Origin of the sequence: Oleiagrimonas sp. MCCC 1A03011, assembly GCF_003267965.1 — a bacterium.
Classification (GTDB): Bacteria; Pseudomonadota; Gammaproteobacteria; order Xanthomonadales; family Rhodanobacteraceae; genus Oleiagrimonas; species Oleiagrimonas citrea.
In genome coordinates this window covers 97,701-123,249 of record NZ_MSPY01000005.1, presented here as the reverse complement: position 1 = coordinate 123,249, position 25,549 = coordinate 97,701, and the positions used below count along the sequence as shown (strand labels likewise).

25 protein-coding genes are annotated in these 25,549 nt (G+C 64.2%); 13 read left to right on the top strand and 12 right to left on the bottom strand.

Going from position 1 to position 25,549, the window contains the following annotated elements; all coding sequences use genetic code 11:
• Positions 1–63: 63 nt before the first annotated feature.
• Together rnpA and rpmH are read right to left on the bottom strand one after the other, a co-directional pair.
• On the bottom strand, positions 64–417 hold the full coding sequence (gene rnpA, locus BTJ49_RS11220; protein WP_113065494.1) for a ribonuclease P protein component: 354 nt from the start codon (positions 415–417) through the stop codon (positions 64–66).
• Positions 418–428: 11 nt separating this feature from the next.
• Positions 429–563: a 50S ribosomal protein L34 gene (gene rpmH, locus BTJ49_RS11215; RefSeq protein ID WP_113065493.1), complete on the bottom strand. Its 135-nt coding sequence runs from the start codon at positions 561–563 to the stop codon at positions 429–431.
• 186 nt (positions 564–749) lie between these two features.
• On the opposite strand from rpmH, the gene dnaA reads away from it, so the two are divergent.
• From dnaA to BTJ49_RS11170, 9 genes are all read left to right on the top strand, one after another.
• Positions 750–2,081 carry a chromosomal replication initiator protein DnaA gene (dnaA, locus tag BTJ49_RS11210; RefSeq protein WP_113065492.1) on the top strand — a complete coding sequence of 444 codons (1,332 nt, stop codon included), beginning with the start codon at positions 750–752 and terminating at the stop codon, positions 2,079–2,081.
• Positions 2,082–2,292: 211 nt separating this feature from the next.
• Positions 2,293–3,393 carry a DNA polymerase III subunit beta gene (gene dnaN, locus BTJ49_RS11205; protein ID WP_113065491.1) on the top strand — a complete coding sequence of 367 codons (1,101 nt, stop codon included), beginning with the start codon at positions 2,293–2,295 and terminating at the stop codon, positions 3,391–3,393.
• Positions 3,394–3,481: 88 nt separating this feature from the next.
• Positions 3,482–4,573 (top strand): DNA replication/repair protein RecF, encoded by a 1,092-nt coding sequence (gene recF / locus BTJ49_RS11200; RefSeq protein ID WP_113065490.1) that lies wholly within the window; start codon positions 3,482–3,484, stop codon positions 4,571–4,573.
• 124 nt (positions 4,574–4,697) lie between these two features.
• Positions 4,698–7,106 (top strand): DNA topoisomerase (ATP-hydrolyzing) subunit B, encoded by a 2,409-nt coding sequence (gyrB, locus tag BTJ49_RS11195; RefSeq protein ID WP_113065489.1) that lies wholly within the window; start codon positions 4,698–4,700, stop codon positions 7,104–7,106.
• A gap of 210 nt (positions 7,107–7,316) precedes the next feature.
• Positions 7,317–8,609 carry a hypothetical protein gene (locus BTJ49_RS11190; RefSeq protein WP_113065488.1) on the top strand — a complete coding sequence of 431 codons (1,293 nt, stop codon included), beginning with the start codon at positions 7,317–7,319 and terminating at the stop codon, positions 8,607–8,609.
• Between the two features lie 182 nt (positions 8,610–8,791).
• A complete protein-coding gene (locus BTJ49_RS11185) occupies positions 8,792–9,451 on the top strand; it encodes an energy transducer TonB (RefSeq protein ID WP_113065487.1) in 660 nt (219 codons plus the stop codon).
• A gap of 62 nt (positions 9,452–9,513) precedes the next feature.
• The gene (locus BTJ49_RS11180; protein ID WP_275690280.1) at positions 9,514–10,281 is read left to right on the top strand and encodes a MotA/TolQ/ExbB proton channel family protein; all 768 of its coding nucleotides are present in this window, start codon (positions 9,514–9,516) and stop codon (positions 10,279–10,281) included.
• Between the two features lie 15 nt (positions 10,282–10,296).
• On the top strand, positions 10,297–10,713 hold the full coding sequence (locus tag BTJ49_RS11175) for a biopolymer transporter ExbD (protein WP_113065486.1): 417 nt from the start codon (positions 10,297–10,299) through the stop codon (positions 10,711–10,713).
• Between the two features lie 165 nt (positions 10,714–10,878).
• The gene (locus BTJ49_RS11170) at positions 10,879–11,298 is read left to right on the top strand and encodes a biopolymer transporter ExbD (RefSeq protein WP_113065485.1); all 420 of its coding nucleotides are present in this window, start codon (positions 10,879–10,881) and stop codon (positions 11,296–11,298) included.
• Positions 11,299–11,507: 209 nt separating this feature from the next.
• Here the strand turns inward: BTJ49_RS11170 and BTJ49_RS11165 are convergent, their stop codons facing one another.
• The 4 genes from BTJ49_RS11165 to BTJ49_RS11150 all read right to left on the bottom strand — a co-directional run bounded on the left by BTJ49_RS11165 (position 11,508) and on the right by BTJ49_RS11150 (position 15,441).
• On the bottom strand, positions 11,508–12,260 hold the full coding sequence (locus tag BTJ49_RS11165) for a pyridoxine 5'-phosphate synthase (RefSeq protein ID WP_113065620.1): 753 nt from the start codon (positions 12,258–12,260) through the stop codon (positions 11,508–11,510).
• Positions 12,261–12,499: 239 nt separating this feature from the next.
• Positions 12,500–13,144 carry a 4'-phosphopantetheinyl transferase superfamily protein gene (locus BTJ49_RS11160; RefSeq protein WP_240601815.1) on the bottom strand — a complete coding sequence of 215 codons (645 nt, stop codon included), beginning with the start codon at positions 13,142–13,144 and terminating at the stop codon, positions 12,500–12,502.
• Positions 13,145–13,149: 5 nt separating this feature from the next.
• On the bottom strand, positions 13,150–15,090 hold the full coding sequence (gene acs / locus BTJ49_RS11155; protein ID WP_113065483.1) for an acetate--CoA ligase: 1,941 nt from the start codon (positions 15,088–15,090) through the stop codon (positions 13,150–13,152).
• A 105-nt stretch (positions 15,091–15,195) separates the two neighbouring features.
• A complete protein-coding gene (locus BTJ49_RS11150) occupies positions 15,196–15,441 on the bottom strand; it encodes a hypothetical protein (protein WP_113065482.1) in 246 nt (81 codons plus the stop codon).
• 145 nt (positions 15,442–15,586) lie between these two features.
• Between BTJ49_RS11150 and BTJ49_RS11145 the strand changes: the two genes are divergently transcribed.
• Both BTJ49_RS11145 and BTJ49_RS11140 read left to right on the top strand, forming a co-directional pair.
• Positions 15,587–16,999 (top strand): coniferyl aldehyde dehydrogenase, encoded by a 1,413-nt coding sequence (locus BTJ49_RS11145; protein ID WP_113065481.1) that lies wholly within the window; start codon positions 15,587–15,589, stop codon positions 16,997–16,999.
• Between the two features lie 47 nt (positions 17,000–17,046).
• A complete protein-coding gene (locus BTJ49_RS11140; RefSeq protein ID WP_113065480.1) occupies positions 17,047–18,150 on the top strand; it encodes a PA0069 family radical SAM protein in 1,104 nt (367 codons plus the stop codon).
• 6 nt (positions 18,151–18,156) lie between these two features.
• Here the strand turns inward: BTJ49_RS11140 and BTJ49_RS11135 are convergent, their stop codons facing one another.
• Genes BTJ49_RS11135 through BTJ49_RS11115 form a run of 5 tightly spaced genes read right to left on the bottom strand, consistent with a single transcriptional unit; the run spans position 18,157 to position 21,453 of the window.
• Positions 18,157–18,438: a hypothetical protein gene (locus BTJ49_RS11135; RefSeq protein WP_113065479.1), complete on the bottom strand. Its 282-nt coding sequence runs from the start codon at positions 18,436–18,438 to the stop codon at positions 18,157–18,159.
• Between the two features lie 55 nt (positions 18,439–18,493).
• Positions 18,494–19,978: a hypothetical protein gene (locus BTJ49_RS11130; protein WP_113065478.1), complete on the bottom strand. Its 1,485-nt coding sequence runs from the start codon at positions 19,976–19,978 to the stop codon at positions 18,494–18,496.
• Positions 19,975–20,166 carry a hypothetical protein gene (locus BTJ49_RS11125; RefSeq protein ID WP_146742329.1) on the bottom strand — a complete coding sequence of 64 codons (192 nt, stop codon included), beginning with the start codon at positions 20,164–20,166 and terminating at the stop codon, positions 19,975–19,977. The genes BTJ49_RS11130 and BTJ49_RS11125 overlap by 4 nt, the downstream gene beginning before the upstream one ends.
• A gap of 2 nt (positions 20,167–20,168) precedes the next feature.
• Positions 20,169–21,065: an ABC transporter ATP-binding protein gene (locus tag BTJ49_RS11120; RefSeq protein WP_113065476.1), complete on the bottom strand. Its 897-nt coding sequence runs from the start codon at positions 21,063–21,065 to the stop codon at positions 20,169–20,171.
• 4 nt (positions 21,066–21,069) lie between these two features.
• Complete coding sequence (locus tag BTJ49_RS11115) at positions 21,070–21,453, bottom strand: GntR family transcriptional regulator (RefSeq protein WP_113065475.1); 384 nt, start codon at positions 21,451–21,453, stop codon at positions 21,070–21,072.
• Between the two features lie 124 nt (positions 21,454–21,577).
• Here BTJ49_RS11115 and BTJ49_RS11110 point away from each other — a divergent pair, with 124 nt between their 5' ends.
• Both BTJ49_RS11110 and BTJ49_RS11105 read left to right on the top strand, forming a co-directional pair.
• On the top strand, positions 21,578–22,627 hold the full coding sequence (locus tag BTJ49_RS11110; RefSeq protein ID WP_113065474.1) for a bifunctional nicotinamide-nucleotide adenylyltransferase/Nudix hydroxylase: 1,050 nt from the start codon (positions 21,578–21,580) through the stop codon (positions 22,625–22,627).
• A 64-nt stretch (positions 22,628–22,691) separates the two neighbouring features.
• Positions 22,692–24,110: a nicotinate phosphoribosyltransferase gene (locus BTJ49_RS11105; RefSeq protein ID WP_113065473.1), complete on the top strand. Its 1,419-nt coding sequence runs from the start codon at positions 22,692–22,694 to the stop codon at positions 24,108–24,110.
• A 51-nt stretch (positions 24,111–24,161) separates the two neighbouring features.
• On the opposite strand, the gene yjjJ is transcribed toward BTJ49_RS11105, so the two are convergent.
• Positions 24,162–25,520: a type II toxin-antitoxin system HipA family toxin YjjJ gene (gene yjjJ / locus BTJ49_RS11100; RefSeq protein WP_113065619.1), complete on the bottom strand. Its 1,359-nt coding sequence runs from the start codon at positions 25,518–25,520 to the stop codon at positions 24,162–24,164.
• Between the last annotated feature and the right edge of the window lie 29 nt (positions 25,521–25,549).

The window sequence follows — 25,549 nt, the reverse complement described above, 5'->3', positions numbered from 1 at the left end:
ATCATTCGGATCGGCAGAAACGTACAGGTCAGCCCGCGATTGTGCCGGGCGCGGGCCGGTGCATCAACGTGCGCGCCGCTGCAGCCGTTGCCAGAGACGGTCCAGATCAGCGCGCAGATCAGCGCGCGAGGCCGCCGCGGCCGCGGGATTGGCGATGATCAGCACGTCCACGTGCGGCATCTGCGCGCGGGCAAGCCGGAACGACTCGCGCACGATGCGCTTGATGCGATTACGGTCGACAGCGCGCTTGGACACACGCCGCGAAACAGCCTGACCCAAACGCGCAAAGCCGACCTGGTTGTCCCGGTAACGAATGCGGAAGCATTCGCTACTGAGACGTCCGGTCGGCTTTCGCAGTGCGGCAAAGTCCGCGGCGCGGCGTAGCCGCGACGAGGGCGGCATGCCGGCATCAAGCATGATCGACCCGCTTACGGGATCAGACGCTTGCGACCCTTGGCGCGGCGCGCGTTGATGATCTTGCGACCGTCGGCGGTGCGCATGCGGGCGCGGAAGCCGTGGGTGCGGGCGCGCTTGAGCTTGCTCGGCTGGTAGGTCCGCTTCATGGCGTGCTCCAGAACTGATATAGGGAAAAAGACGCGGGAGTATGCGAAGCAAAACGGCTTCTGTCAAGCTTTTCGGCGACCGCCAACCCACGCTTCGCACGCACGGAGCCGCGCGCGCATGCTGCTAGACTGGACGCTTGAACTGCGCGCTCCGGCGCATTCGCGAACGATGTCGGTGAAGCTTAGATGAGTGATTTGTGGCGGCGCTGCCTGGAGCGCCTGGAAGGCGAATTCGATGCCGAGGACCTCAATACCTGGCTGCTGCCGCTGCAGGCACGCGAGGATGAGGGGGCCTTGCGCCTGTTCGCTCCCAACGCCTACACGCTCGACGTCGTGCGCAGCGATTACCTGGAGCGTATCCGCGCCGTGCTCGAGCACATCCACGGCGCCGCGGTCACCGTCTATCTGAGTGTCGGCTCGGCCGGCGCACCGCGCGCGGAGAAGACGGCACCGACCGCCGCGCCCGCGGTCAACGGCCATGCCGTCGTGGAGACGCCCGCCCACAATCTCGATCCGCACTACACGTTCGAGACCTTCGTCGAGGGCAAGTCCAACCAACTGGGCAAGGCCGCAGCGATGCAGGTGGCGCAAAATCCCGGTCGCGCCTACAACCCGCTGCTGCTCTACGGCGGCACAGGACTCGGCAAAACCCACCTGATGCACGCCGCCGGCAATCTGATCTGTCAGCAGAAGCCGGGTACCAAGGTGCTGTATCTGCGCTCGGAACAGTTCGTCAGCGCCATGATCGAGGCGTTGCGTGCCAAGAACATGGATGCCTTCAAGCGCCGCTTCCGTTCGGTCGACGCGCTGCTGATCGACGACATCCAGTTCTTCGCCGGCAAGGACACCACGCAGGAGGAGTTCTTCCACACCTTCAATGCACTGTTCGAGGGCAAGCAGCAGATCATCCTGACCTGTGACCGCTACCCCAAGGAAGTGGACAAGCTCGAGCCGCGTCTGAAGTCGCGTCTGGGCTGGGGCTTGTCGGTGGCGATCGAGCCGCCGGATTTCGAAACCCGTGCCGCGATCCTGCTGTCCAAGGCCCACGACAAGGGCGTGGATGTGCCCGAGGACGTGGCCATGCTGCTGGCGCGGCGCATCCGCTCCAACGTGCGCGACCTGGAAGGGGCGCTCAACACGCTGGCCGCGCGCGCCAACTTCTTCGGCCGCGCGATCAGTGCCGATTTCGCCCAGGAGACGCTGCGGGATCTGCTCAGCACGCACGCACAGGCGGTGACAGTGCCGAACATCCAGAAGACGGTCGCCGACTACTATCAGGTGCGTCTGTCGGATCTGCTGTCCAAGCGCCGCGTGCGTTCGCTGGCGCGCCCGCGACAGCTGGCCATGACGCTGGCCAAGGAGTTGACCGAGCACAGCCTGCCGGAAATTGGCGAGGCCTTCGGCGGGCGCGACCACACCACGGTGCTGCATGCCTGCCGCACCATCCGGAGTCTGATGGACAAGGACATTCGCCTGAAGCAGGACTGGGATCAATTGATCCGTATACTCACAGGCTGAAAAGCTGTGGATAACCGGTGGATGCAGCCAGACGCGAAAGTTATCCACAGGTCAAACACAGCTTGCGAAACAAACGACGCACCGAAAGATTTTCCGTAACAAACTGAATGTAAAAGGCTTTTAAGGCTTTTCCCGTCGTCCACAGGACCAGCCACTACAGCCTTTTTCTTTAAATAACCCTTTTATAGGATTGGGGATAAGGGGCATAGACATGCAATTCGGGATTCAACGTGAAGTGCTGCTCAAGCCCCTGCAACAGGTCGTGGGTGTGGTGGAACGGAGGCAGACGCTTCCCGTCCTCGCCAACCTCCTGGTGCAGGCTCAAGACGGCAAGGTGGCCTTTACCGGGACCGACCTGGAAGTCGAGATGGTCGCGAACATCGCGGTCGAAGGCGCCAGCGACGGTGAAGTGACCATTCCGGCACGCAAGCTGTTCGACATCGTTCGAGCCTTGCCGGACGGCGTGCACATCGACCTGGCCCTCAATGGCGAACGCGTAGCGTTGAAAGCCGGTCGTAGCCGGTTCACCTTGGCTACGCTCCCGGCGAGCGAGTTTCCGACCATCGACGACATCGAGCTGGTCGAGCGCGTCCGTCTCCCCGAAGCGGTGCTTAAAGATCTGATGGACCGCACGGCCTTCGCCATGGCCAACCAGGATGTGCGTTATTACCTGAATGGCATGTTGCTCGATCTCAACGAGGACACGCTGCGCTGCGTAGCGACTGATGGTCATCGTCTGGCGCTGGCCGAGACGGCATTGTCGTCGGGGGTCGGTTCCCGCCGCCAGATCATCATTCCTCGCAAGGGCGTGATGGAGTTGATCGGCCTGTTCGAGGCCGGAGAAGGCGAAGTCGAGCTGGAATTCGGACGCAATCACCTACGCGTGCGTCGCGGCGAAGTGACGTTCACGTCCAAGCTGATCGATGGCCGCTTCCCGGACTACGAGGCGGTGATTCCCATCGGCGCCGACAAGGAAGTGCACCTGCAGCGCGATGCCTTGCGCGCTGCGCTGCAACGTGCCGCGATTCTTTCCAACGAAAAGTATCGCGGCGTGAAGCTGGAAGTCAGCCCGAACAAGCTGTGCATCATTGCGCACAACCCGGAGCAGGAAGAGGCCGTCGAGGAACTCGAAGCCGAGACCGGCGTCGACGATCTCGCCGTGGGCTTCAATGTCGGCTACCTGATGGATGCGCTCAGTGCACTGGCCGGTGAGAAGGTGCAGGTGAATCTTCGCGATGCGCAGTCCAGCTGCCTGCTGCAGTCCAGCGAGGACGATCGTATCCGTCACGTCATCATGCCGTTGCGCCTCTGATCGCGGATCCTCGTTCCGTATGATTCGACCCACGCCGGGCGCGTTCTTGCAGGACGCGCCCGGCGTTCTCTTTTCTGGAGCCGTTTGATTGCATATCCGCCGCCTGCAGATTCAGAGCCTGCGCAGCCTCGATGATGTCCGCATCGAGCTCGAGTCAGGACTCAACCTGCTGATCGGTCCCAACGGGGCTGGCAAGAGCAGCGTGTTGGAAGCGGTCTATCTGCTTTCACATGGCCGTTCTTTCCGCAGTGGGGCACGGGAAGCTTTGATTCAGCGCGGACGTGACGGCCTGAGTATCTTCGCCGAGGTGAGTGACACGGCGGAGCGGCATCACCGTCTGGGACTTGGCCGACAAGGTGGCCGATGGCAGGCCCATATCGACGGTGAGGCGGGTCGCAACATGGGCGAACTGGTGGCCCATTGCGCCGCGATCTGTTTCGAGCCGGGTTCTCATGCACTCATCGCTGGACCTGCAGAAGAGCGCCGTCGCTATCTCGATTGGGGTGTGTTCCACGTGGAACACACGTTTCTCATGCACTGGCGTCGTTATCAGCGTGCACTTCGACAACGGAATGCCACGCTCCGTGTACAGGGACGCATGCTCGATGCTTCAGCGCTGGAACCCTGGGAGGCTGAGATGAGTCGAGCAGGGGAGGCGGTGGAGTCGGCACGGCGCGATTACATCGATCGCCTTCGGCCGCACCTTGATCAGCATCTGCATGCCCTGGTGCCTGAACTTGGAGCGGTGCGCCTCGAATATCGGCGTGGCTGGAGCGAGGAACAGGCACTCGGGGAAGCGCTCGAGCAACGACGCGAGCGTGACGCTATGCGGGGGCACACCGCCACGGGTCCACATCGCGCGGATTGGCATGTTGTGTTCGAGCACGCGCCCCAGCGAGAGCATCTTTCGCGTGGTCAGGAAAAACTCTGCGCAATGGGTTGCATGTTGGCGCAGGGGAGCCTGTATGCAGAATCATCCGGTTCATGGCCGATTGTGTGTCTCGATGATCTTGCTTCAGAGTTGGATCAGGCGCATCAGCGTAGCGTGGCGGCTGCATTGGCTTCGGTGCAGGCCCAGGTACTCATCACGGGTACCGATTTCGTTCCTGCTCTCGATGGGATCGATGCGACTTTGTTCCACGTGGAACATGGAGACGTCCGCAGGCATCCGCCGACCTGAGCGCCCGCCGTTACGGTTACGCAGGCTCCACTGGGTGGCGCGAGACGCCTGCTATACTCGAGAGAATGGCTAATAGCCTCTGTATTTTCACGCCCGGCATGGATCGGGCTTTTGGCGGTCGAGCATGAACCAAACCTACGATTCCAGCAGCATCAAGGTCCTCAAGGGTCTCGAAGCGGTCCGCAAGCGTCCGGGCATGTACATCGGCGATACCGATGACGGTACCGGCCTGCATCACATGGTGTTCGAGGTCGTCGACAACTCTATCGACGAAGCGTTGGCGGGCCATTGTGATCGCGTGATCGTGACCATCCACGACGATGGTTCGGTCAGCGTGCTGGACAACGGTCGCGGTATTCCGGTCAAGCAGCATGCGGAAGAGGGCCGCTCGACCGCGGAAGTCGTCATGACCGTGCTGCACGCCGGCGGCAAGTTCGACGCCAATTCCTACAAGGTGTCCGGTGGTCTGCATGGCGTGGGCGTGTCGGTGGTGAACGCGCTCAGTGAGAAGCTGTGGCTGACCATCTACCGCGATGGTCAGGAGCATTATCAGGAATACGCCGACGGTGAACCGCAGTTCCCGATCAAGGTGATCGGTCCGGCCGACAAGAGCGGTACCCAGGTCCGTTTCCTGCCGAGCACCAAGACCTTCACCAACGTCGAATTCCATTACGACGTGCTGGCGAAGCGTCTGCGTGAACTGGCGTTCCTCAATTCCGGCGTCAGCATCGAATTGCACGACGAGCGCACCGATCGCCACGACGTGTTTGCCTACGAAGGCGGCATCAAATCCTTCGTGCAGCACCTGGCGCAGTTGAAGACTGCGTTGCATCCGAACGTCATCAGCATCAGCGCCGAGCAGGATGGCATCACCGTCGAACTGGCCATGCAGTGGACCGACGGCTACCAGGAAACGATGTTCTGCTTCACCAACAACATTCCGCAGCGCGACGGTGGTACGCATCTGACCGGCTTCCGCGCGGCACTGACGCGCACGCTGCAAACCTATATCGAGAAGGAAGGTCTGTCGCGCGGCAAGGTGAACCTGGCCGGCGATGACATGCGCGAGGGCATGATCGCGGTGCTGTCGGTGAAGGTGCCGGATCCGAAGTTCTCGTCGCAGACCAAGGACAAGCTGGTCTCGTCCGAGGTCAAGACCGTGGTCGAGCAGATCGTCAACAAGGAACTGGGCGACTTCCTGCTGGAGCATCCCGCCGAGGGCAAGGCGATCGCTTCCAAGGCCGTCGACGCGGCCCGCGCTCGCGAAGCCGCGCGCAAGGCACGCGAGATGACTCGCCGCAAGGGTGCGCTGGATATCGCCGGACTGCCCGGCAAGCTGGCCGACTGCCAGGAAAAGGATCCCGCGCTATCCGAGCTGTTCCTGGTCGAGGGCGATTCCGCAGGCGGTTCGGCCAAGCAGGGCCGCAACCGCAAGACCCAGGCTGTGCTGCCGCTGAAGGGCAAGATCCTCAATGTCGAGAAGGCTCGCTTCGACAAGATGCTGTCCTCGGCTGAGGTCGGCACCCTGATTACCGCGCTGGGCACCGGCATCGGCAAGGACGAGTACGACCCGGACAAGCTGCGCTATCACCGCATCATCATCATGACCGACGCCGACGTCGACGGCTCGCACATCCGCACGCTGCTGCTGACGTTCTTCTACCGGCAGATGCCGGAGCTGATCGAGCGCGGTCACGTCTACATTGGCCTGCCGCCGCTCTACAAGATCAAGCAGGGCAAGAACGAGTTGTACCTGAAAGATGACGCAGCCCTAGATAACTATTTGATTTCTAACGCAGTTGAGGGCGCGGAACTGCAATACACCCCGGATGCGCCGCCGATCAGCGGTGAAGCGCTGGAAAAACTGCTTCGCGATTACCAAGTGGCGCTGAACCATATCGGGCGTCTGTCCGCACGCTGCGATGCGCAGGTCTGGACGGCCATGCTGGAATACGCGCCGCTTGAACCGGAACAGTGGGACGACGCCAAGGCCATGCAGGCTTGGCTCGATGGACTCAGCTCGCGCCTGGCCGCGAGCGGCCTGGGCAAGCCGCGCTTCCGTCTGGCGTTGCGTCCTGCCAGCGGCGAACAGCCGGCGGCGATTGAGGTGGTGCGCAACCAGCACGGCCTCGAGCACACCTGGCTGCTGAATCAGCCGTTTTTCTCCGGACCGGAATTCCGTCCGATACTGCATATCGCCCGTGCACTGAATGGCCTGATACAGGAAGGCGCTGAAGCGCGTCGCGGCAATGCCTCGCGTGGCGTCCTGCATTTTGCCGACGCTCGCCAGTGGCTGCTGGACGAGGCCAAGAAGGGCCGCAGCATCCAGCGCTTCAAGGGTCTGGGCGAAATGAATCCCGAGCAGCTGTGGGAAACGACGGTCAATCCGGATACCCGCCGCATGCTTCAGGTCGGCATCGAAGACGCGGTGGCCGCCGATCAGATGTTCTCCATGCTCATGGGCGAGGCGGTGGAACCGCGTCGCGACTTCATCGAGAGCAACGCGTTGCGCGTGGCCAATCTCGATATCTGAGCCGTCCCCGCGCAGGAGTGCGCGGGTTCGCGAAGCCGCGGTCGTGCACGCATGCAGGCCGCGCGCAAATGTAAAATTTCAGTAAAAACAACACTCTGGGCATCCCGGAGCGCCGTACTGCTGACTTGAGCTGACGGCAAAAGACCGGGTACTCTTGAAGTCTTCGCTGCACGAAACGTGTGCAGCTACCGCAACGTAACGAGGTGGACGATGAAGTTGGTATCGTTTTCGAAGGTTCTGCTGGCAGGCGCCGTGGCGTTCATGATGGTCGGTGGTACGGCCATTGCGCACGGCAGCCAGTCGGCCAGCGAGAAACAGCAGTCGAAGTATCCCAATTCGGTCCGCAAGGCCCCCAAGCTGGACCTGAAAAAGCAGGACGACGCCGACACCATCAACAAGGCTTCCAAGGCCTACAACACCGGTGACTACGCCACGGCGCAGAAGCTGCTGCAGCCGTACGTGGACGGCACGGCAACCGATTCCAAGTACGCGCAGGTCGTCGCGCTGCAGATCATGGCCAACGTCACCTTCAAGCAGGGCGATGTGAAGAAGGCCATCGACATGCTGAAGAAGGCGTTGGCGCTGAACGTGATGCCGAACGACACCTACTTCGATCTGCAGTACGAACTGGCGCAGTTCTATCACGCCGACAAGCAGTTCCAGCAGTCGGTGGATACCGTCGAGAAGTGGCGTGCCGGCGGCAAGCTGGAGACGGCCGATTCGTACGGACTTGAAGGCATCGACTACTACCAGATGGGTCAGTATGAGAAAGCCATCGCGTCGATCAAGAAGGCCATGTCGATGACCGACAAGCCGAAAGACGTGTGGAACCAGGTCCTGGCCGCGAGCTATGCCGAGACCGGCAATTCGGATGAGGCGCTGGCCTCGGCCCGGGCGCAGCTGGCCAAGCACCCGGACGATATGACCACGCTGAACAATACCGTCTCGCTGCTGATCACCGCCGACAAGTACGAAGAGGCGATGAAGCTGCTGGAGCAGGCCAACAGCAAGGGACTGTTCACCGAGAGCAAGAGCTACATCACGCTGGCCAAGCTGCATCTCATGAAGGCGCAGGATTCCGACAATCCGAAGCCGGAAGCCAAGGCGGCCGTGGACGTGATCAAGGAAGGCATCGCCAAGGGTGTCGTGAAGCCGGGCTACCAGGCTTACAAGGTCGAGGGCGATGCGGCGTATCTGAGCGATGACATCAAGGGTGCACTGACGGCCTACGAGAAGGCATCGAAGGATGCCCCCAATGGCGAGATCGATCTGATCAGCGCGAAGCTTCTGTTGAGCGAGAGAAAGTACAGTGCCGCACGACTGAAGGCGCGTGGTGCCGTCAAGCGCGGCCTCAAGCATGAGGGCGAAGCGTACATGGTGATTGCCGAATCCGAGCGCGCCATGCACAACAAGTCGGCAGCCATCAAGGCCATGAAGAAGGCCGAGCAGGATCCGACCACGCGTGCCAAAGCACAGGCATGGCTTAAAAAAGCGTCACGTTAATTTTATCTAACGTGTTGAATCCAAAGGTATTTGACCTACATGAACCGGGTCTATACAAAACCGCTTCGCTGGTGTACCTTGGATGACTTCCGCTCCACGGATGGGGCGACACGCGGAACCTACCGCGCGTCGCCCTGTACTGCTGGACAACAAAATTTCGTTGGGTTTAGCAACTGACACAAATGGCCTCACAGACTGACAACTCCGGCCGCGTGCCGTTCAACTGGAGACGGACCTGGGCAACGGCGGTGACCATCGCCCTGCACGGTTTCGCGCTCCTGCTGCTGGCTTCGCCAGCGGCGCCGCCGGCGAGCAAGGAGAAGGCGAAGGACAAGGTGGTCCAGGTGACCTTCATCGAACCGCCGCCGCCGCCTCCCCCGCCGCCGCCGCCGCCGCCGCAGCCGCCGAAGATTCCGCCGCCGAAGGTGATCAAGCAGGTCAAGCCGCCACCGACGCCGCCGCCGCCGGCCCCGCCGCCGCCGGTCGACGAGCCTTCGACGATGGCTGTCGCGGCCCCGCCGCCGGCGCCGCCGTCACCGCCGGCGCCGCCGACCACGATCGCTCCGGGTCAGGATCTTTCCTACCGGCTGCGTCATCCGCCACGGTATCCGTCGCGTGCACGACGCATGCACCACGAAGGCACGGTGATTCTGCTGGTCCTGGTGGGTGTCGACGGTTCGCCGAAGGAAGTGAAGGTGGACCAGTCCAGCGGCTATCACGAGCTGGATCGCGCCGCGATCCAGGCCGCGAAGCGCTGGCAGTTCAACCCCGGCACCCGCGGCGGTGTTCCTTTCGAAGGCTGGGCGAAGATCCCGGTCGTGTTCAAACTTGGTGGCTACTGAGTTTCAGTAGACTTTTCGAATCCATAGCAAAATTTCACGCTTGACTTTCCAAGGGTAGCGTTATGTTCCAACAGACCACTCCGACCAATCCGCCGCCCAGCATGGGTGGTGACGCCAACGCCCAAGCCATTTCGCAGATGGGCTTCGACAACCTGATCCACAACTTCGACGCGCTCGGGTGGATCGTGTTCATCACCCTGCTGGTGATGTCCCTGCTGTCCTGGTACTTCATCATCGCGAACTTCATTCGCAACTCGATGATCCGTTCCCGTGCGGACAAGGTCATCGCCGCGTTCTGGAACAATCCGTCGGCGCAGGAATCCATCCGTGAGATGGAAGCCCAGCCGAGGTCGGAGCCGTTCTCCAAGATCGCTCTGGACTGCGCGTCGGCCGCGGCCCATCACCAGCGTTCGGACGGCGGTCGCCTGGCCGAGTCGCTGAACCGTTCCGAGTTCATCGACCGCGCCCTGCGTCAGGCCGTGGCTCGCGAGAGCCTGCGTCTGGAAGGCGGCATGACCCTGCTGGCCACCGTCGGTTCCTCGGCACCGTTCGTCGGTCTGCTGGGTACCGTGTGGGGCATCTACAACGCCCTGATCGGCATCGGCGCCAGCGGCGAGGCTTCCATGGCCGCCGTGGCCGGTCCCGTCGGTGAGGCCCTGATCATGACCGCCATCGGTCTGTTCACCGCTATCCCGGCCCTGCTGGCCTACAACTTCTTCACGCGTTCGAACCGCCTGACGTACGCCCAGTTCGACGAATTCGCGCATGACCTGCACGACTTCTTCGCCACTGGTGCGCGTGTCGACGCTCCGGCGCAGCCCAAGAAGTAAGTGGAGGACTGAATCATGGGGATGAGCGCTGGAGGTAATGATGGCGGCGTGATGTCGGAAATCAACGTCACGCCTCTCGTGGACGTGATGCTGGTTCTGCTGATCATCTTCATGATCACGGCACCGCTGCTGACCCACAAGATCAAGGTCGAGATTCCGAACGCCAATCCGAAGACCGAGACGAAAAAGGCCAATAACAAGCCGATCGATCTCGCAATCAAGTCGGATGGCAGCATGTACTGGAACGACCGTGCGGTCACGAAGGCTGAGCTGGTCGCGAAGCTGAAGGTTTCGGCCTCGCAGAGTCCGCAGCCGGAACTTCAGATTCGTGCCGACAAAGCGTTGAAGGTCGGTGACGTCAAGGCCGTGCTGAAGGATGCGAAGGACGCGGGAATCGTCCACACCGCATTCATTTCCACGGGCAAGAAGTGACCGGAGCTGTCTTCGGGCGGCAACGTGCGGGGCGTCATGCGGCATGACTTCATGCGCCCCGTTCTCCACTGAGCACAATCACAGTAAGTAGACAGACGCGGTCCGGGCAGCGGTAAGCTACGGGCAAGGCGAATCGAACGGGTTCGTGGCGTCGGAGGATGCAACATGGCTTTCAGTTCCAACGCAGGTTCGGGCTCGGCGATGTCGGAAATCAACGTCACGCCCCTCGTGGACGTGATGCTGGTGCTGCTGATCATCTTCATGATCACGGCGCCGCAGTTGACCCACCACATCAACATCGATCTCCCGCAGCCGAACCCCAACACCAAACCGCCGGAAAATCCGCCGGAACCCTTGCGGCTGACGATCCAGGCGGACGGTTCGCTGTACCTCAACGACGTGCCCATCAGCGAGGCCGGGTTGAAGCTACAGCTGGAAGTCTACGGAAGCAGGGAGCTAGACAAGCAGCCAGAGCTGCAGATCGCTGCCAATGACAACGCTCAGTACGATGTGATGGCGCACGTGCTGGCGGACGCGAAGAGCGTCGGTATGCAGAAGATCGGCTTCCGCGACATGGATCAATAAAGTACGACCCTTGATGCAATCAAGTTTGTGAGACGGGCGCTTCGGCGCCCGTTTTTTTATGGCAATTCAACGAGAAAAGCGAAGTGGTATTCAGCTGACGATCCAGGCCGGAAGCGGATATCAGGCCATGTCAGCATGTTTGGCGCGTGCTCTTGAAACCAGGCATACGGATCTTGGCCAAGCAAGAGATCCGATGCGCGGATCGGCGTTCAGCTGAGAATGTCCAAGTAGCGCCGTACCGTGGCATCGAGTCCGGCATAAAGCGCTTCTCCGATCAATGCGTGACCGATGGAGACTTCAGCCAGTCCGGGAATCGCCTGTTTGAAGGCGCCGAGATTGGCCTGACTCAGGTCGTGCCCGGCATTGACGGCCAGTCCGGCGGCATGTGCCCGGCGCGCAGTCTGTGCGCAACGCTCCAACTCGACTTGCGGCGTCCCGTCAGCGAAGGCTTCCGCGTAGGGGCCTGTGTAGATTTCCACACGCGCCACACCGGCTTTCTCGGCGAGCGCAAAACCCTCGTCGTCGTCGTGCCCGGCATTGATGAACAGGCTGCAGCGAGCGCCGGCTGCATGGATAGCCTCAAGTGCCGGCTTGAGCCGCTCCATGTCGTTGCGCAGATCGAAACCGTGATCGGATGTGATCTGATCGTCGGCGTCTGGCACCAGCGTGACCTGGGTCGGCCTGACCTCGCGAATCAATTCAAGAAAGCCCGGGTAGCCTTCGCGAGGGCCGGCAAAGGGATTCCCCTCGACATTGAATTCGACGCGGTCACGCGTCTGCGTGGCGAGTTGGCGTACGTCGTCGGGACGGACGTGGCGCTGGTCGGGGCGTGGATGCACGGTGATGCCACCGCAACCGGCATCCATGCATACGCGAGCGGCGGTCGCCATGTCGGGTTGATCGTGTCCGCGCGAATTGCGCAGCACGGCGATCTTGTTCAGGTTGACGCTGAGTACGGTCATGCCGGTATCCACCGCAGGACGGCCCCCTACTGTACGCAAAGCGATCGATGCTGAACAGAATCGAGGGTCGGGGAAAGGACGGCCGCGAAGGTCAAAAAAAAGCGCACGTGGGTCACGTGCGCTCGAATCGAGGGGAAACCAGAGAAGAGAGGACCACATCCCTGTGGTCAGCATTCCACGATGCAAGACAACAATGAGCTTGCAGAATTATGGACTGCCGGTATCGGGGAAAGTTCCCGCTAGATCGAATCGGTCGGTCTGAACCAGTACACACGGCGTGCATCGCCGCGCCAGGCCAGGCTGGCTGTGCAATCGGCATCCTGAATGGCATGGAGCTGCCAGGCATGCACAGGAGCGGCGGATCCGCTGAAGCTGCGGGCGATCGGAGCAGTGCGACCGAGGTCGAAGGTCACTCGGTGCAGACCGTACCGCAGACCCTCGCCGAGTGCCTTGAGTACAGCTTCCTTGGCTGTCCACAGCCGCAGGAAGGCGGTCTGCTGGCTGGCAGCGGGAAGGGCGACGAGTTGCTCATGCTCGGATGCAGCGAAGAAGCGCTGGGCCAGCTGCAGTGCGCGGGGCCGTGGACGCGACGCTTCCACATCGATGCCCAGTTGCGGCAACGACCGAGCAATGGCGATCAGGGCGATGTCCCGACTGTGCGACCAGTTGAAGTCGAGTTCCGCATGACCCGTGAGCGCGGGTCGACCATGCTCGCCATGATGGAAATGCACGTCGGCCGGATCGACATCGAGGTAAGCGGCAAGCATCTGGCGAAGCGGTGTCCGCCCTTGATCGTGACGATACGCCAACCGCCACACATGCACGTCATCCAGGCCGAGATGGCGCGAGGCGCGTGCAGGTGCGGCGGCGGTGTAGACGGGCACGCGCGTTACTGCGACAGACGTTCGTGCACCAGGGTGTCGACCACCGACGGATCGGCGAGCGTCGAGGTGTCGCCGAGCGCTTCGGGCTGATTCTCGGCAATCTTGCGCAGGATGCGGCGCATGATCTTGCCGGAACGCGTCTTCGGCAGGGCGTTGGCCCACTGCAGGAAGTCGGGCTTGGCGATCGGTCCGATCTGCTCACGCACCCAGCGGACCAGCTCGTCACGCAGCGCATCGTCGGGTTCGATACCCGACACCAGCGTGACATAGGCGTAGATGCCCTGGCCCTTGATGTCGTGCGGGCAGCCGACCACGGCGGCCTCGGCCACCTTGGCGTGCGCGACCAGCGCGCTTTCCACTTCGGCGGTGCCGATGCGATGGCCCGACACGTTGATGACGTCGTCGACGCGGCCGGTGATCCAGTAGTAGCCGTCCTCGTCGCGGCGTACACCGTCGCCGGTGAAGTAGTTGCCGGGGTAGGTGCTGAAGTAGGTGTCGACGAAACGCTGATGATCGCCGTAGATGGTGCGCATCTGGCCGGGCCACGAATCGGTGATGACCAGGTTGCCGTCGCAGGCGCCTTCGAGCGGTTTGCCTTCGGTGTCGACGACGGCCGGCTGGATACCGAAGAATGGCTTGGTGGCCGAACCGGGCTTGAGGTCGGTGGCACCCGGTAGAGGTGTGATGAGGATGCCGCCGGTCTCGGTCTGCCACCAGGTGTCGACGATCGGGCAGCGTTCGTCGCCGACCACGCGGTGGTACCACTCCCAGGCCTCCGGGTTGATCGGCTCGCCGACGGTGCCGAGTACGCGCAGGCTGCGGCGCGACGTCCGCGTGACCGGTTCGTCGCCTTCGCGCATCAGCGCGCGGATGGCGGTCGGTGCGGTGTAGAACAGCGTCACTTTGTGCTTGTCGATCACATTCCAGAAACGGCTGGCGTCCGGGTAGCTGGGCACGCCCTCGAACATCACCGTGGTGGCGCCGTTGGCCAGCGGGCCGTAGACCACGTAGCTGTGCCCGGTGATCCAGCCGACGTCGGCGCTGCACCAGTACACGTCGTCTTCCTTCAGATCGAACACGCATTCGTGGGTGTAGCTGGCGTAGACCAGATAACCGCCGGTGGTGTGCAGCACGCCCTTCGGCTTGCCGGTGGAACCGGAGGTGTAGAGGATGAACAGCGGGTCCTCGGCGTTCATCGGTTCTGGTGGGCAGTCCTCGGACTGGCCTTCGATCAGACTGTGGTACCAGCGGTCGCGGGGCGACTGCATGTGCACGCCAGCGCCGGTGCGCTGCACCACGACCACGGTTTCCACGCTGCGGGTACCGTCGCGTTCGAGAGCGGCGTCGACGTTCGCCTTCAGTGGGATCTTCTTGCCGCCGCGCACGCCCTCGTCGGCGGTGATGACCACCTTGCAGGCGGAATCGGCGATGCGGCCGGCGAGCGAATCCGGCGAAAAGCCGCCGAACACGACCGAGTGGATCGCACCGATGCGTGCACAGGCGAGCATGGCCACTGCGGCTTCGGGCACCATCGGCATGTACAGCGCGACGCGGTCGCCCTTCTCCACACCGAGATGGCGCAGGGCGTTGGCGAAGCGGCAGACCTCACTGTGCAGCTCACGGTAGGTGATGTGGCGCGCGTCGTCGGGTTCGTCGCCTTCGAAGATGATCGCGGTTTTGTCGCCGCGCTCGGTGAGGTGGCGGTCCAGACAGTTGGCGGCGACGTTGAGCACGCCGTCCTCGTACCAGCGAATGTGTACGTCATCGCGCGCGTAGCTGACGTCCTTGATGCGGGTGGGCGGGGTGATCCAGTCCAGGCGTTTGGCGACGTCGGCCCAGAAGGCTTCCGGGTCGCGCACCGAAGCCGCGTAGCGCTCTTCGTACTGCGCCTTGTCGATGCGCGCATCGGCCGCGAAATCAGGCGGCACCGGGTACAGCTCGGACATGGTTCTCACCTCCGTACGTGAAAGAAACGGATCCGCCGCGGGCATGCCTGCGGGCGGGCAAGCCGGTTCAGTGTAGCCGACCGCGTCGCGAGGTGAAGTGCATGTTCAGGCCGATGGCGGTTCACCCGCGTCGGGCTTGCGCACGGCCTTCTGCAGCTGCTCGACCTCGAAATCGTTGAGCTCTTCCTGCCGCGAACCGGCGCCGATGCGCACATGTGCAAAGGCCAGCACGGTGGCGACCAGGCCGAACAGCGCGCCGGCGATGCCCAGCGCCATCCAGCCCGGCGACGAGGTGAGGATCATCAAAAGGATCGAGGCAAGAGTCAGGAGCAGCAGGATCCAGCGTGTCATGGCGCGCAATTCCGGAGGAAGGACACGCTGCCGATCATAGCTCGGTCCGGGCGGGTGCTGCGTGCGATACAGCACAGGCCTGCCGTGCCGCGGATCGGGTATGGTGAGGAGCATCCGCGACGCCCGATACAAAGAGAGTCACCGCATGTCCGAGTCCGTCGTCTCCGGCCTGACCGATCTGTTGCAGCGCATGCGCCAGGCGCAACGTGAGCAACCACATCCCGATGCATCCTTGCGCCGAATTCGTCTGGATGCGCTCGCTGCGTTGCTGCGTGAAAATCGACCGGCGATCTGCGAGGCCATCGATGCCGATTTCGGGGGTCGTCCCGCCGAGGAGACCGACCTGCTGGAATTGTTTCCGTCCCTGCAGGCGCTGGCGCATACCCGACGGCATCTGCGGCGCTGGATGAAGCCGAAGCGTCACCTGGCCGGACTTTGGTTTCTTCCTGCGCGCACGCTGCTGGTGCCGCGTCCGCTGGGCGTGGTTGGCATCATCGTGCCGTGGAACTACCCGCTTTTCCTCGCCGTCGGGCCGCTGGTGGACGCGTTAGCGGCCGGCAATCGGGCGCTGGTGAAAATGAGCGAGTACACGCCACGCTTCTCCGCTTTGTTCGGACAGCTCGTCGAGCGCTATTTCCCGCAGGGCGAAGTGCGGGTCGTGAACGGCGATGCGGGGGTGGCGCGCGCGTTCTCGGCGCTGCCGTTCGACCACCTGCTGTTCACCGGTTCGACCGATGTCGGCCGGCATGTGATGCGCGCGGCGGCCGCGAACCTGACGCCGGTGACGCTTGAGCTGGGCGGCAAGTCGCCCGCGATCATCGGTCCGGGCGCGCGGTTCGAGTCCGCGGTCGAGCGCATCGTCTACGGCAAGTGCGTGAACGCGGGGCAGACCTGCATCGCGCCGGACTACGTCCTGCTGCCGCGAGGCCGTGAAGCCGACTTCATCGCCACCGCCCAGCGCGTGGTAGCGCGTATGTACCCGCAGCTGGCGACCGGCGGCCAGTACGCCAGCATCATCGACGACGCCAAGCATGCGCGTCTGATCCGGCTTCGCGACGAGGCCGTGGCCGGTGGTGCACAAGCCCATGCGCTGGCTGCATCGTCACCGGCCGATGCGGGACGCGTGCTGCCGCCGACCGTGCTGACGGATACGCCGGAAGATGCCGCCGTGATGGACGAGGAAATCTTCGGTCCGCTGCTGCCGCTGGTGCCCTACGATACCCTCGACGAGGCACTGGCCTATGTCGCCGCGCGTCCGCATCCGCTGGCGCTGTACCTGTTCGACGATGATTCCGCCGTGCAGCGACGTGTCGAGCAAAGCCAGGCAGCAGGCGGCATGTGCATCAACGACACGCTGTACCACGTCGCCCAGCATCATCTTCCGTTCGGCGGCGTGGGCGCATCGGGCCTGGGCGCGTACCACGGCGAGGCGGGCTTCCGCACGTTCTCGAAGATGCTGCCGGTGTTCCGGCAGGCGCGCCTGAACGGGGTCGGCCTGCTCAATCCGCCCTACGGTGCGCGTTTCCGGCGCATGCTGGATCTGCTGCTGCGAAGGTAGCCGGTGCGTCGCCGCTGCTGAGACGCCGCGGCGCTAGGCTGCGCGGCATGCACGTCTTCGATCCCGACCGACCGCAAGCCATCAAGGGACGCGGCGCCGCTTCCAATCCGGAGGGACGCTTCGAGACCGTGCGCCATCAGGTCGAGGATGATGGCTGGCAGAGCGCACTGCTCGACACCGACGCACCGCGTCCGCGCACCGAGGTCACGGCCGAGCGCGCGCGCAGCGTCATCACGCGCAACGATTCGCCGGACATCCATTTCACCCAGGCGATGAATCCGTATCGTGGCTGCGAGCACGGCTGCGTCTACTGTTTTGCGCGACCGTCGCACAGCTACCTGAATTTGTCGCCGGGACTGGATTTCGAGACCCGTATTCGCGCCAAGGAGAATCTGGCCGAGGTGCTGCAGCGGGAACTGTCGCGGCCCGGCTACGGCGTCAGCCCGATCAACATCGGCAGCAACACCGATCCGTATCAGCCGGTGGAGAAGCGTCTGCGACTGACCCGCGGCGCACTGGAGGTGCTGGCCGACTGCCGGCATCCGTGCACGATCGTGACCAAGAACGCGTTGGTCGAGCGCGATCTGGATTTGCTGGTGCCGATGGCGGAGCGGAGACTGGTGCAGGTCTTCATTTCGGTCAATTCCTTGGACAACCGTCTGGCCGCGAAGCTGGAGCCGCGCGCCAGCGCGCCGCATCGTCGTCTGCGCGCGATCCGCACGCTGGCCGACGCCGGCGTGCCGGTGGGGGTGCTGGTGGCGCCGATCATTCCCGCGCTCAACGACAAGGACATGGAGACCGTGCTGGCGCAGGCGGCCGAGGCCGGTGCGCGCTGTGCCGGCTACACCACGGTGCGCCTGCCGTGGGAGCTGAAGACGCTGTTCCGCGAATGGCTGGCGCTGCACGTGCCGCAGCGTGCGGAGCACGTGATGAGCCTGATTCAGCAAATGCACGGCGGACGCGACTACGACAGCGACTTCCGCACCCGCATGCGCGGCCAGGGCGTGTTCGCCGAGATGCTGCGGCGGCGCTTCGAAGTGGCCTGCCGCCGGCACGGCTTCGGTCGCGCGCGGGATCTCGAACTGGACCTGCGCCAGTTCCGGCCGCCGCGCGAGGCATCACCGCAGGGCGATCTGTTCCGCACCGACTGAGCGCGTTCAGCGGTGCATCGCGTTCCGCCAGAGAAGCGTCATGGCGGCCCAGCCGCTGCGGGCGAGCGACCACCACTGATCGCGGAACAGCAGCAGCTGCATGCCCAGCATCATCAGCAGGACATCAAGCACGGCCGCGTCGAGAAACACGCCGAGAAAAGCGAACTCGGGACTAAGTACGAGCACGGCAAGCACCGCGAGCGCGAGCGGAACCAGCAGTCGGCGCCACCACGGGCATGCCGTGGACGGCGTGGTCTCGACGGGTACTTTGCGTAGCGACGTCGACATCACCGGTCCCGGAGATCGCGCAAGTCAGGACGCACGAGATGGAGAAATGTATGCATCATCGTGGCGCCGTCGTGTCCAGCATCAGGAAGGCGTAGGCGCGATCCTGGAACCGCTTCATCCCGCGCCAGCCGAGCAGAAGGAGCATCGTTCCCATGCCGACCCACGCCGCGATCAGCACCCCGGTGAGGTCATTTGCGTAGGTCCACGAGTGGTGGCCGATCGAGGTCATCGGAATGAAGCACGACAGACTGGTCAGCAGCACGGTCAGCGTGATCAGGGTCGCCAGCTTCCAGGAGCGCATCGGACGACCGCCGAGCACGTCCAGCACCAGGGCGAACAGCAGTAGGCCGCAGCCGATCTGGCTAAGGGCCACGGCGACCATGCCCAGGGCGTGCATATGCAGCGCCCAGGACGCGACGAGCATCAGCGCCAGCACCACCGAAAGCGCGGTGGCGGGCGGGCGCAGGGCGGCGCGCAGAAGCGCGCGTTTGACCTGCGCGGGGTCGCCCAGACCGGGCATCAGGGCCAGCAGCGGAAGCTCGCTGTTGACTTGCGACCAGCGGCGACGAAGGGTCACGGCGCTCATGATCGCCAGCATGGCGGCGCCGAAGATGCCGACCCACCCGATCATGCCGACGCTGAAGCCGCGTACTAGGGCGGTCATGGGCTTGCCGCCGGCCTGCATCACCAGCAGGAAGGGAAGAATCACCACCATCGGCAGCAAAGCCGGCGCCAGGTTGCGCAGGTGGCCGATGAAGGTGCGCGGCACGTACCAGCCGCCCAACGCCACGCGTAGCGCGCGCGGCACGTTCTGCGGACCGACGTTGCGCAGGTCCACGCGCGGCAGCATCCAGTCCGGACGGTGGCGCAGCGTGCTGCTGCCGTCCTGGCAGGCCATGCTCCATTCGTTCCAGCCGGACTTGCGCCGGAACTGCATCACCATCGCGCTGCTCAGGCCCTGCTCCAGGCGTTTTTCGGCGCGCACCAGCCGTCGCCAGCGCAGCACGATCACCAGGGTCAGAAGCAGCAGTGCGGGACCTGCCCAGGCGAAGAACAGCGGCGAGGTCGGCCCCGGAATGGTGACGACGTGCTTCAGGGCGCCGTTCAGCGCCGGCAGAAAGGCGATCCACATGGCGATGTAGCGCGGCAGCGTGGTGAACGCCAGGCCGCCGACACAGAACAGCAGCAGCATCAGCGCGATCGCCAGGTAGTGGCCGCCGAATGCGCCCAGTACCAGCGTCGCGGGTACCACGCTGAGGATCAGGTAGAAGAGCAGGCTCAGGGTGATGCTGCGTGCAATGCCGGGCAGCCGAAGCTGATACGCGTCGACGGCCATCAGAAGCGTGCTGGCCATCAGGAACGCCCAGCCGTAGGCGAGACCGAAGCCGAGAATGGCGGCCGAGAGCAGTGGCCAGTCGGCACTGCCCGAGACGATGCCGGAGACGGCGGCGCCCAATGCGCACAGCACCAGCACTCCACCGCCGATCCAGCGCATCTGCGGCGGCGTGCCGCGCCATGGTGTGATCAGGATCGTGTTCATCGGCTCATCTCCAGACCTAGTCCGATCGCGGGCAGCAAAGCGCACCAGACCATCCAGGCGGGACCGGCGTGCAACAGCAGGGCGAGGCAGACCACGCACAACCCGATGAGTCCAATGCGCAGCGGCCAGTGGGATGCCTTGCCCTGCGAGGTCATCGGCGATCGCGCCGCGGAGGAAAAAACGCGCATGTTCATTCGGCGATCTCCACGAACAGGTCTTCCAGACCCAGCGCATCCACACGCGCACCGGGCAGGCGGGCGGCTTCGGGCCAGCTGCCGTCCACGGCGCGCTCGACCACCACGCTCAGGCTGCCGTCGTCATGACGATGGCGGCTCAGGGCGTGCGGCGGCGCGGCAGCGCTCTGGCCGGCGGGCAGCCACAGGCGCGCGTAGCGTTCCTTGGTCTCGTCCAGGCCACAGTGCAGCAGCAGTTGGCCGTCGTGCAGGAAGGCGATTTCGGATGCTGCACGTTCCAGGTCGGAGACGATGTGGGTCGAGAACAGCACCGTCGCACCAGCCTCGCCGGCACGCAGGGCCACTTCGCGAAGCAGGTCGCGGCGCGCCACCGGGTCCAGCGCCGCGGCCGGTTCGTCCAGCACAAGCAGATCCGGCTGCGAGGCCAGGGCGCGGACCAGATCCACGCGCTGGCGCTCGCCCGGCGACAGCTTGGCCATTACGCGGTTGGTCGGAAGTTCCCAGCGCTGCATGGTGCGTTCGACGAAGCGCTCGTCCCAGTTCGGGTAGAAGCGCGACAGATAGTCGAACATCTGCGTCGCGGTCAGCCAGGCCAGCGCCTCCGGCTGCTGCGGCACGTAGGCGATGCGTGCCTTGGCGGCGTCGGACAGGCGCAGGGCCGGTTCGCCGAACACGAGCGCTTCGCCGGCCAGCGGTTCGAGCAGGCCGAGCATGGCGCGTATCAGGGTGGACTTGCCCGCGCCGTTGCGGCCGATCAGGCCCAGCACGCTGCCGCGTGGCAGGTCCAGGTCGACGCCGCGCAGGGCGTTGCGTCCTTCGTAGGCATGGGCGACGCCGCGCACCGAAAGCGGCGCGTCCAGGGCGGGTTCGTCCATGTGCAGTACGGCGTTCATGCTTTTATTCCCCCAGCAGTCGTTGCAGCCGACGTAGAACCTCGTCGGCGGGCAGTTCCAGCTCGCGCGCCTGGCGCGCGGTTTCGTGTAGATGCGGTTCCAGCAGTTGCATGCGCTCGTCCTCGCTGCGGCTGATGCCCTGTCCGGTCGCCACCACCATGCCCCGGCCGCGCTGGCGTTCGAGCAGACCCTCGGATTCGGCCAGACCGTAGGCGCGTGACACAGTCATCGGATTGACTGCGTGGAAGCCGGCCACCTCGCGCACCGACGGCAGTTTCTCGCCGGGCGTCAGCTGGCCGCCGGCGATCAGGCGCCGCAGTTGTTCGACGATCTGCCGGTAGATCGGTTCTGGCGACGTCGGTTGAATGGAGAGGATCGATGCATCCATGTGTATTAATACAACAATACACTTGGGGTGAAGTCAAGTCCTTTGCACCGTCCCGGTGGCGGCGTACGATGGAAACGAGCCGCGGGACAGACCCGCGGTGACAACGCCACCGTGAGGGAGTCTCATGGACTACGACTATCTGGTCTTCATCGGCCGCTTCGAACCGTTCCACAACGGTCATGCCGCCATCGCCCGCGCCGCCCTGGGCCGCGCGCGCAAGCTCATTTTCCTGGTCGGCTGCGCCGACGCCCCCCGTACCATCCGCAACCCCTGGACTGTCGCCGAGCGCGAGATCATGGCACGCGCGGCGCTGGAGGACGTGGCCGATCGCCTGCTGTTCCGCCCATTGCGCGACCATCTCTACAACGAGGCGCACTGGCTGGCCGACGTGCAGCGCGCGGTCGCCGAGGTCGTGCAGGCCGACGGCGGCGTCGGCGACGCGCGCATCGGGCTGATCGGCCAGGACAAGGACGCCAGCAGCTACTATCTGCGCGAGTTCCCGCAATGGCCGCTGCAGGACGTGCAGCGCACCGAGACGCTGTCGGCCACCGAGCTGCGGCGCTACCTGTTCGAGGCCGCCGACGAGGACGGCAACGGCGCGATGCGCCTGCTGCAGGCCAACGTACCCGCGCCGGTGTTCGAGATGCTCGATGCGTTCCGCCGCAACACTCCGGCCTACACGCAGCTGGTCGAGGAATACCGCTTCATTCGCGACTACCGCGCCGGCTGGGCCGACGCGCCGTACCCGCCGACCTTCGTCACCGCCGACGCGGTGGTGGTGCACTCGGGTCATGTGCTGCTAGTGCGTCGCCGCGCGGCCCCGGGCAAGGGGCTGTGGGCGCTGCCCGGCGGTTTCGTGCAGCAGGAAGAGAGCATCCTCGACAGCTGCCTGCGCGAGCTGCGTGAGGAGACTCGCCTGAAGCTTCCGCTGCCGGTGCTGCGCGGGTCGCTCAGAGGCCGGCACGTGTTCGATCATCCGGAGCGTTCGCTGCGCGGGCGCACCATCACCCACGCCTTCCATTTCGACTTCCCCAGCGGCGAGCTGCCCCGTGTGCGCGGTGGCGACGATGCCGAGAAGGCGCGCTGGTTCCCGGTCGCCGAAGCGCTGGACATGGGCCCGCGCCTGTTCGAGGACCATCTGCATATCCTCGAGTTCGTCCTCGGTCGCAGCTGATGCGGTCGATCCCGCCGGCGGACAGACCGCCGGTTCATTCCCCGACGAGAAGGAGCTTTTCGTCATGCGCCATCTAGACAACCTCATCCTCGATACCGACAGCTACAAGGCCAGCCACTGGCTGCAGTACCCGCCGCACACCGACGGCACGTTCTTCTACGTCGAATCGCGCGGCGGCCGTTACGACCGCACGCTGTTCTTCGGCCTGCAGGCGATCCTCAAGGAACGGCTGTCATGGCCGGTCACCCATGCTGACGTCGACGAGGCGGCGGCGTTCTTCGACGCCCACGGCGAACCGTTCAACACGAACGGATGGCGGCACATCGTCGACGCCCACGGCGGGCGATTGCCGCTGCGCATCCGCGCTGTGCCCGAGGGCAGCGTGGTGCCGGTGCACCACGCGCTGGCGACCATCGAATCGACCGACCCGCAGGCGTTCTGGCTGCCCAGCTACGTCGAGACCCTGCTACTGCGCCTGTGGTATCCGGTCACCGTGGCCACCATCAGCTGGCACGTGAAGCGCATGATCGGCGAGTTCCTCGAGCGCACCAGTGACGACCCGCACGGCCAGCTGGACTTCAAGCTGCATGACTTCGGCGCGCGCGGCGTGTCGAGCGCCGAGTCGGCCGGTCTCGGCGGCGCGGCGCACCTAGTGAACTTCCTCGGTACCGACACCATCGCCGGCGTGCTCACGGCGAAGGCCTACTACCACGAGCCGATGGCGGGTTTCTCGATCCCGGCCTCGGAACACAGCACCATGACCAGTTGGGGCCGCGACCGCGAGGTCGACGCCTATCGCAACATGCTGCGCAGGCTGGGCCGCGAGGGTGGCCTGGTGGCGGTGGTGTCGGATAGCTACGACATCTACCGCGCGGTGCGCGAACACTGGGGCCGCACGTTGCGCCAGGAAGTCATCGACTCGGGCGCTACGCTGGTGGTCCGCCCCGACTCGGGCGACCCGGTCGAGGTCGTGCTGCGCTGCCTGCAGCTGCTCGACGAAGCCTTTGGCTGCAGCGTCAATGGCAAGGGCTTCAAGGTGCTCAACCACGTGCGCGTGATCCAGGGCGATGGCGTCGATCCGGACAGCATCCGCGCGATCCTGGAGCGGGTCACCGAGGCCGGCTACGCCACCGACAACCTCACCTTCGGCATGGGCGGCGGTTTGCTGCAGAAGCTCAATCGCGATACCCAGAAGTTTGCGCTCAAGTGCTCGGCGGCGCATGTCGACGGACGCTGGATCGACGTCTACAAGCAGCCCGTCACCGACCCCGGAAAGAACTCCAAGCGCGGCCGCCTGACGCTGCTGCGCCACCGCGAATACGGCACCTGGAAGACCGTCGAGGTGCCGCCGGAACTGACCCGCGTCGATGCGCTGCAGCCGCCGGTCGGCTGGGCGCACGCCATGGAGACGGTATGGGAAAACGGCGAGCTGTTGCGCGACTGGCGCTTCGAGGAGATCCGCGCGCGCAGCAACGCGGAGTGAAGCAAGCATTTGGGCGGTGCGCAGCGCTCTGTGCACCGTTCGGCCTGATGTTCAGCCGAAGCGCTTCAAGGTCTCACGAATGCGGGCGGCATTGGCCCCGGCGATGTCATGGAAAGAAGAGCTGATCCTGGAATCTTCGGCAAGCGTGCACCAATACCCTTCGGCCAAAGAGGCGGCTTCGCGCCAGACATCCAGAAACTCCGGAAGCGGCGAAGGCGGTTCCGTCACGTGACCGGGTAGCGCACCGCTGGTCTTCGGGCGATAAGCCATGGGCAGCATGTCGTAGCTGGGCGCCAATAGCAGTGGCAACGCGTCGTCCAGAAAGAAGCCGAGGTTGCCGAAATGCATGTCGTTGTTCGCGATCAGGCGGCCGAACCACCAGCGCAGGCTCATCTGCCTGGCGTCGTCCGGGGAGATCCAGTCGTCCCTTTGCAGTCGAAGTGCCGCATGTGCCCAGTCGTCACGTTCTCCGTAATGGGCATCGTCGAGGGCGGCGAGGGTGACGAATCCGCGACGCCCATGTGCTCCGATGCGATCAAAGCGGATCGATTCCAGATAGCGCCTGTCATCGGCATCGATGCAGTCGACGAGTGCGCACTCGATGCCGTGTGCGCTCATGAGACGTGCCGCGATGTACTCGGCATGCAGCAGGTCGGCCCATCGTCGAGCAACAGCGTCGCCGGTATCGAGACGCTCCGTGAATTTCACGATGGCGTCGCGCACGGAGCCGTCATCTGCAAGGATTCTGGTCGCGAACTTGGGTTGTTCACCGGCGGCCGAGGAACCGACCGGGTCGCCCCGCATCGCCGCTTGGGCAAGCTCGGCATAACGCGAGCCTCTTTGTGCGGCATCCACGGTTTGAGGCGGAGTTTCCAGGGCGCGTTTCAACGCGTTCTCGCCGACCACGAAGTTGCCGGGCGCATCGTCACCGCGCAACAGCAGCGCGGTGAGCGTGTCGGCGGCGTCCCACAAGTTCAGTTCGTTGCGCAGACCCAGTTCGTTGGCGTGTCGCTGTGCGAACGCGCGACCCAGAAAACCCTGTGCCCGCATGTCGTCCATGAACCAGGGAAGACCCGGGAACAAACCCCGGGAGAACTCCCCGCGCAGCCACGCGGGAGCATGGTCGGTTTCGAGATAGAAATGATCGTTGTGCAGCGCATGCAACAGTGCGAACCGATGGGGACGACCCTGCGTGTCGATGCGATAGAGCGGCCAGCGGCTACCCAGCCCGCGGACATCGCGCGCCAGCGCGTAACGCGTGGCGCGGGCGCGACCCATGTGCACGATGTGCTCGCCTGCATCCGCGATACGCCGCGAAAGAGTGGGCTGGCTGATCCCGAGTTCACGACTCAGGTCCGCCGCGGCGCTGGGGCCGCGGCGACGTAGGGTATTCAGCAAAGCCACCACCATGGCGTCCGTCTGTGCAGGCATACGCACTT

What these genes read in the sequence shown, in the direction of transcription:
- BTJ49_RS11145 (WP_113065481.1), top strand. Translation starts at nt 15,587, where the DNA reads ATGTCCGAGTCCGTCGTCTCCGGCCTGACCGATCTGTTGCAGCGCATG.
- acs (WP_113065483.1), bottom strand. Translation starts at nt 15,090, where the DNA reads ATGTCCGAGCTGTACCCGGTGCCGCCTGATTTCGCGGCCGATGCGCGC.
- BTJ49_RS11175 (WP_113065486.1), top strand. Translation starts at nt 10,297, where the DNA reads ATGGGGATGAGCGCTGGAGGTAATGATGGCGGCGTGATGTCGGAAATC.
- yjjJ (WP_113065619.1), bottom strand. Translation starts at nt 25,520, where the DNA reads ATGGTGGTGGCTTTGCTGAATACCCTACGTCGCCGCGGCCCCAGCGCC.
- BTJ49_RS11170 (WP_113065485.1), top strand. Translation starts at nt 10,879, where the DNA reads ATGGCTTTCAGTTCCAACGCAGGTTCGGGCTCGGCGATGTCGGAAATC.
- BTJ49_RS11185 (WP_113065487.1), top strand. Translation starts at nt 8,792, where the DNA reads ATGGCCTCACAGACTGACAACTCCGGCCGCGTGCCGTTCAACTGGAGA.
- dnaA (WP_113065492.1), top strand. Translation starts at nt 750, where the DNA reads ATGAGTGATTTGTGGCGGCGCTGCCTGGAGCGCCTGGAAGGCGAATTC.
- BTJ49_RS11180 (WP_275690280.1), top strand. Translation starts at nt 9,514, where the DNA reads ATGTTCCAACAGACCACTCCGACCAATCCGCCGCCCAGCATGGGTGGT.
- BTJ49_RS11105 (WP_113065473.1), top strand. Translation starts at nt 22,692, where the DNA reads ATGCGCCATCTAGACAACCTCATCCTCGATACCGACAGCTACAAGGCC.
- BTJ49_RS11150 (WP_113065482.1), bottom strand. Translation starts at nt 15,441, where the DNA reads ATGACACGCTGGATCCTGCTGCTCCTGACTCTTGCCTCGATCCTTTTG.
- BTJ49_RS11120 (WP_113065476.1), bottom strand. Translation starts at nt 21,065, where the DNA reads ATGAACGCCGTACTGCACATGGACGAACCCGCCCTGGACGCGCCGCTT.
- rnpA (WP_113065494.1), bottom strand. Translation starts at nt 417, where the DNA reads ATGCTTGATGCCGGCATGCCGCCCTCGTCGCGGCTACGCCGCGCCGCG.
- BTJ49_RS11125 (WP_146742329.1), bottom strand. Translation starts at nt 20,166, where the DNA reads ATGCGCGTTTTTTCCTCCGCGGCGCGATCGCCGATGACCTCGCAGGGC.
- rpmH (WP_113065493.1), bottom strand. Translation starts at nt 563, where the DNA reads ATGAAGCGGACCTACCAGCCGAGCAAGCTCAAGCGCGCCCGCACCCAC.
- BTJ49_RS11130 (WP_113065478.1), bottom strand. Translation starts at nt 19,978, where the DNA reads ATGAACACGATCCTGATCACACCATGGCGCGGCACGCCGCCGCAGATG.
- BTJ49_RS11140 (WP_113065480.1), top strand. Translation starts at nt 17,047, where the DNA reads ATGCACGTCTTCGATCCCGACCGACCGCAAGCCATCAAGGGACGCGGC.
- BTJ49_RS11115 (WP_113065475.1), bottom strand. Translation starts at nt 21,453, where the DNA reads ATGGATGCATCGATCCTCTCCATTCAACCGACGTCGCCAGAACCGATC.
- gyrB (WP_113065489.1), top strand. Translation starts at nt 4,698, where the DNA reads ATGAACCAAACCTACGATTCCAGCAGCATCAAGGTCCTCAAGGGTCTC.
- BTJ49_RS11135 (WP_113065479.1), bottom strand. Translation starts at nt 18,438, where the DNA reads ATGTCGACGTCGCTACGCAAAGTACCCGTCGAGACCACGCCGTCCACG.
- dnaN (WP_113065491.1), top strand. Translation starts at nt 2,293, where the DNA reads ATGCAATTCGGGATTCAACGTGAAGTGCTGCTCAAGCCCCTGCAACAG.
- BTJ49_RS11165 (WP_113065620.1), bottom strand. Translation starts at nt 12,260, where the DNA reads ATGACCGTACTCAGCGTCAACCTGAACAAGATCGCCGTGCTGCGCAAT.
- BTJ49_RS11190 (WP_113065488.1), top strand. Translation starts at nt 7,317, where the DNA reads ATGAAGTTGGTATCGTTTTCGAAGGTTCTGCTGGCAGGCGCCGTGGCG.
- BTJ49_RS11110 (WP_113065474.1), top strand. Translation starts at nt 21,578, where the DNA reads ATGGACTACGACTATCTGGTCTTCATCGGCCGCTTCGAACCGTTCCAC.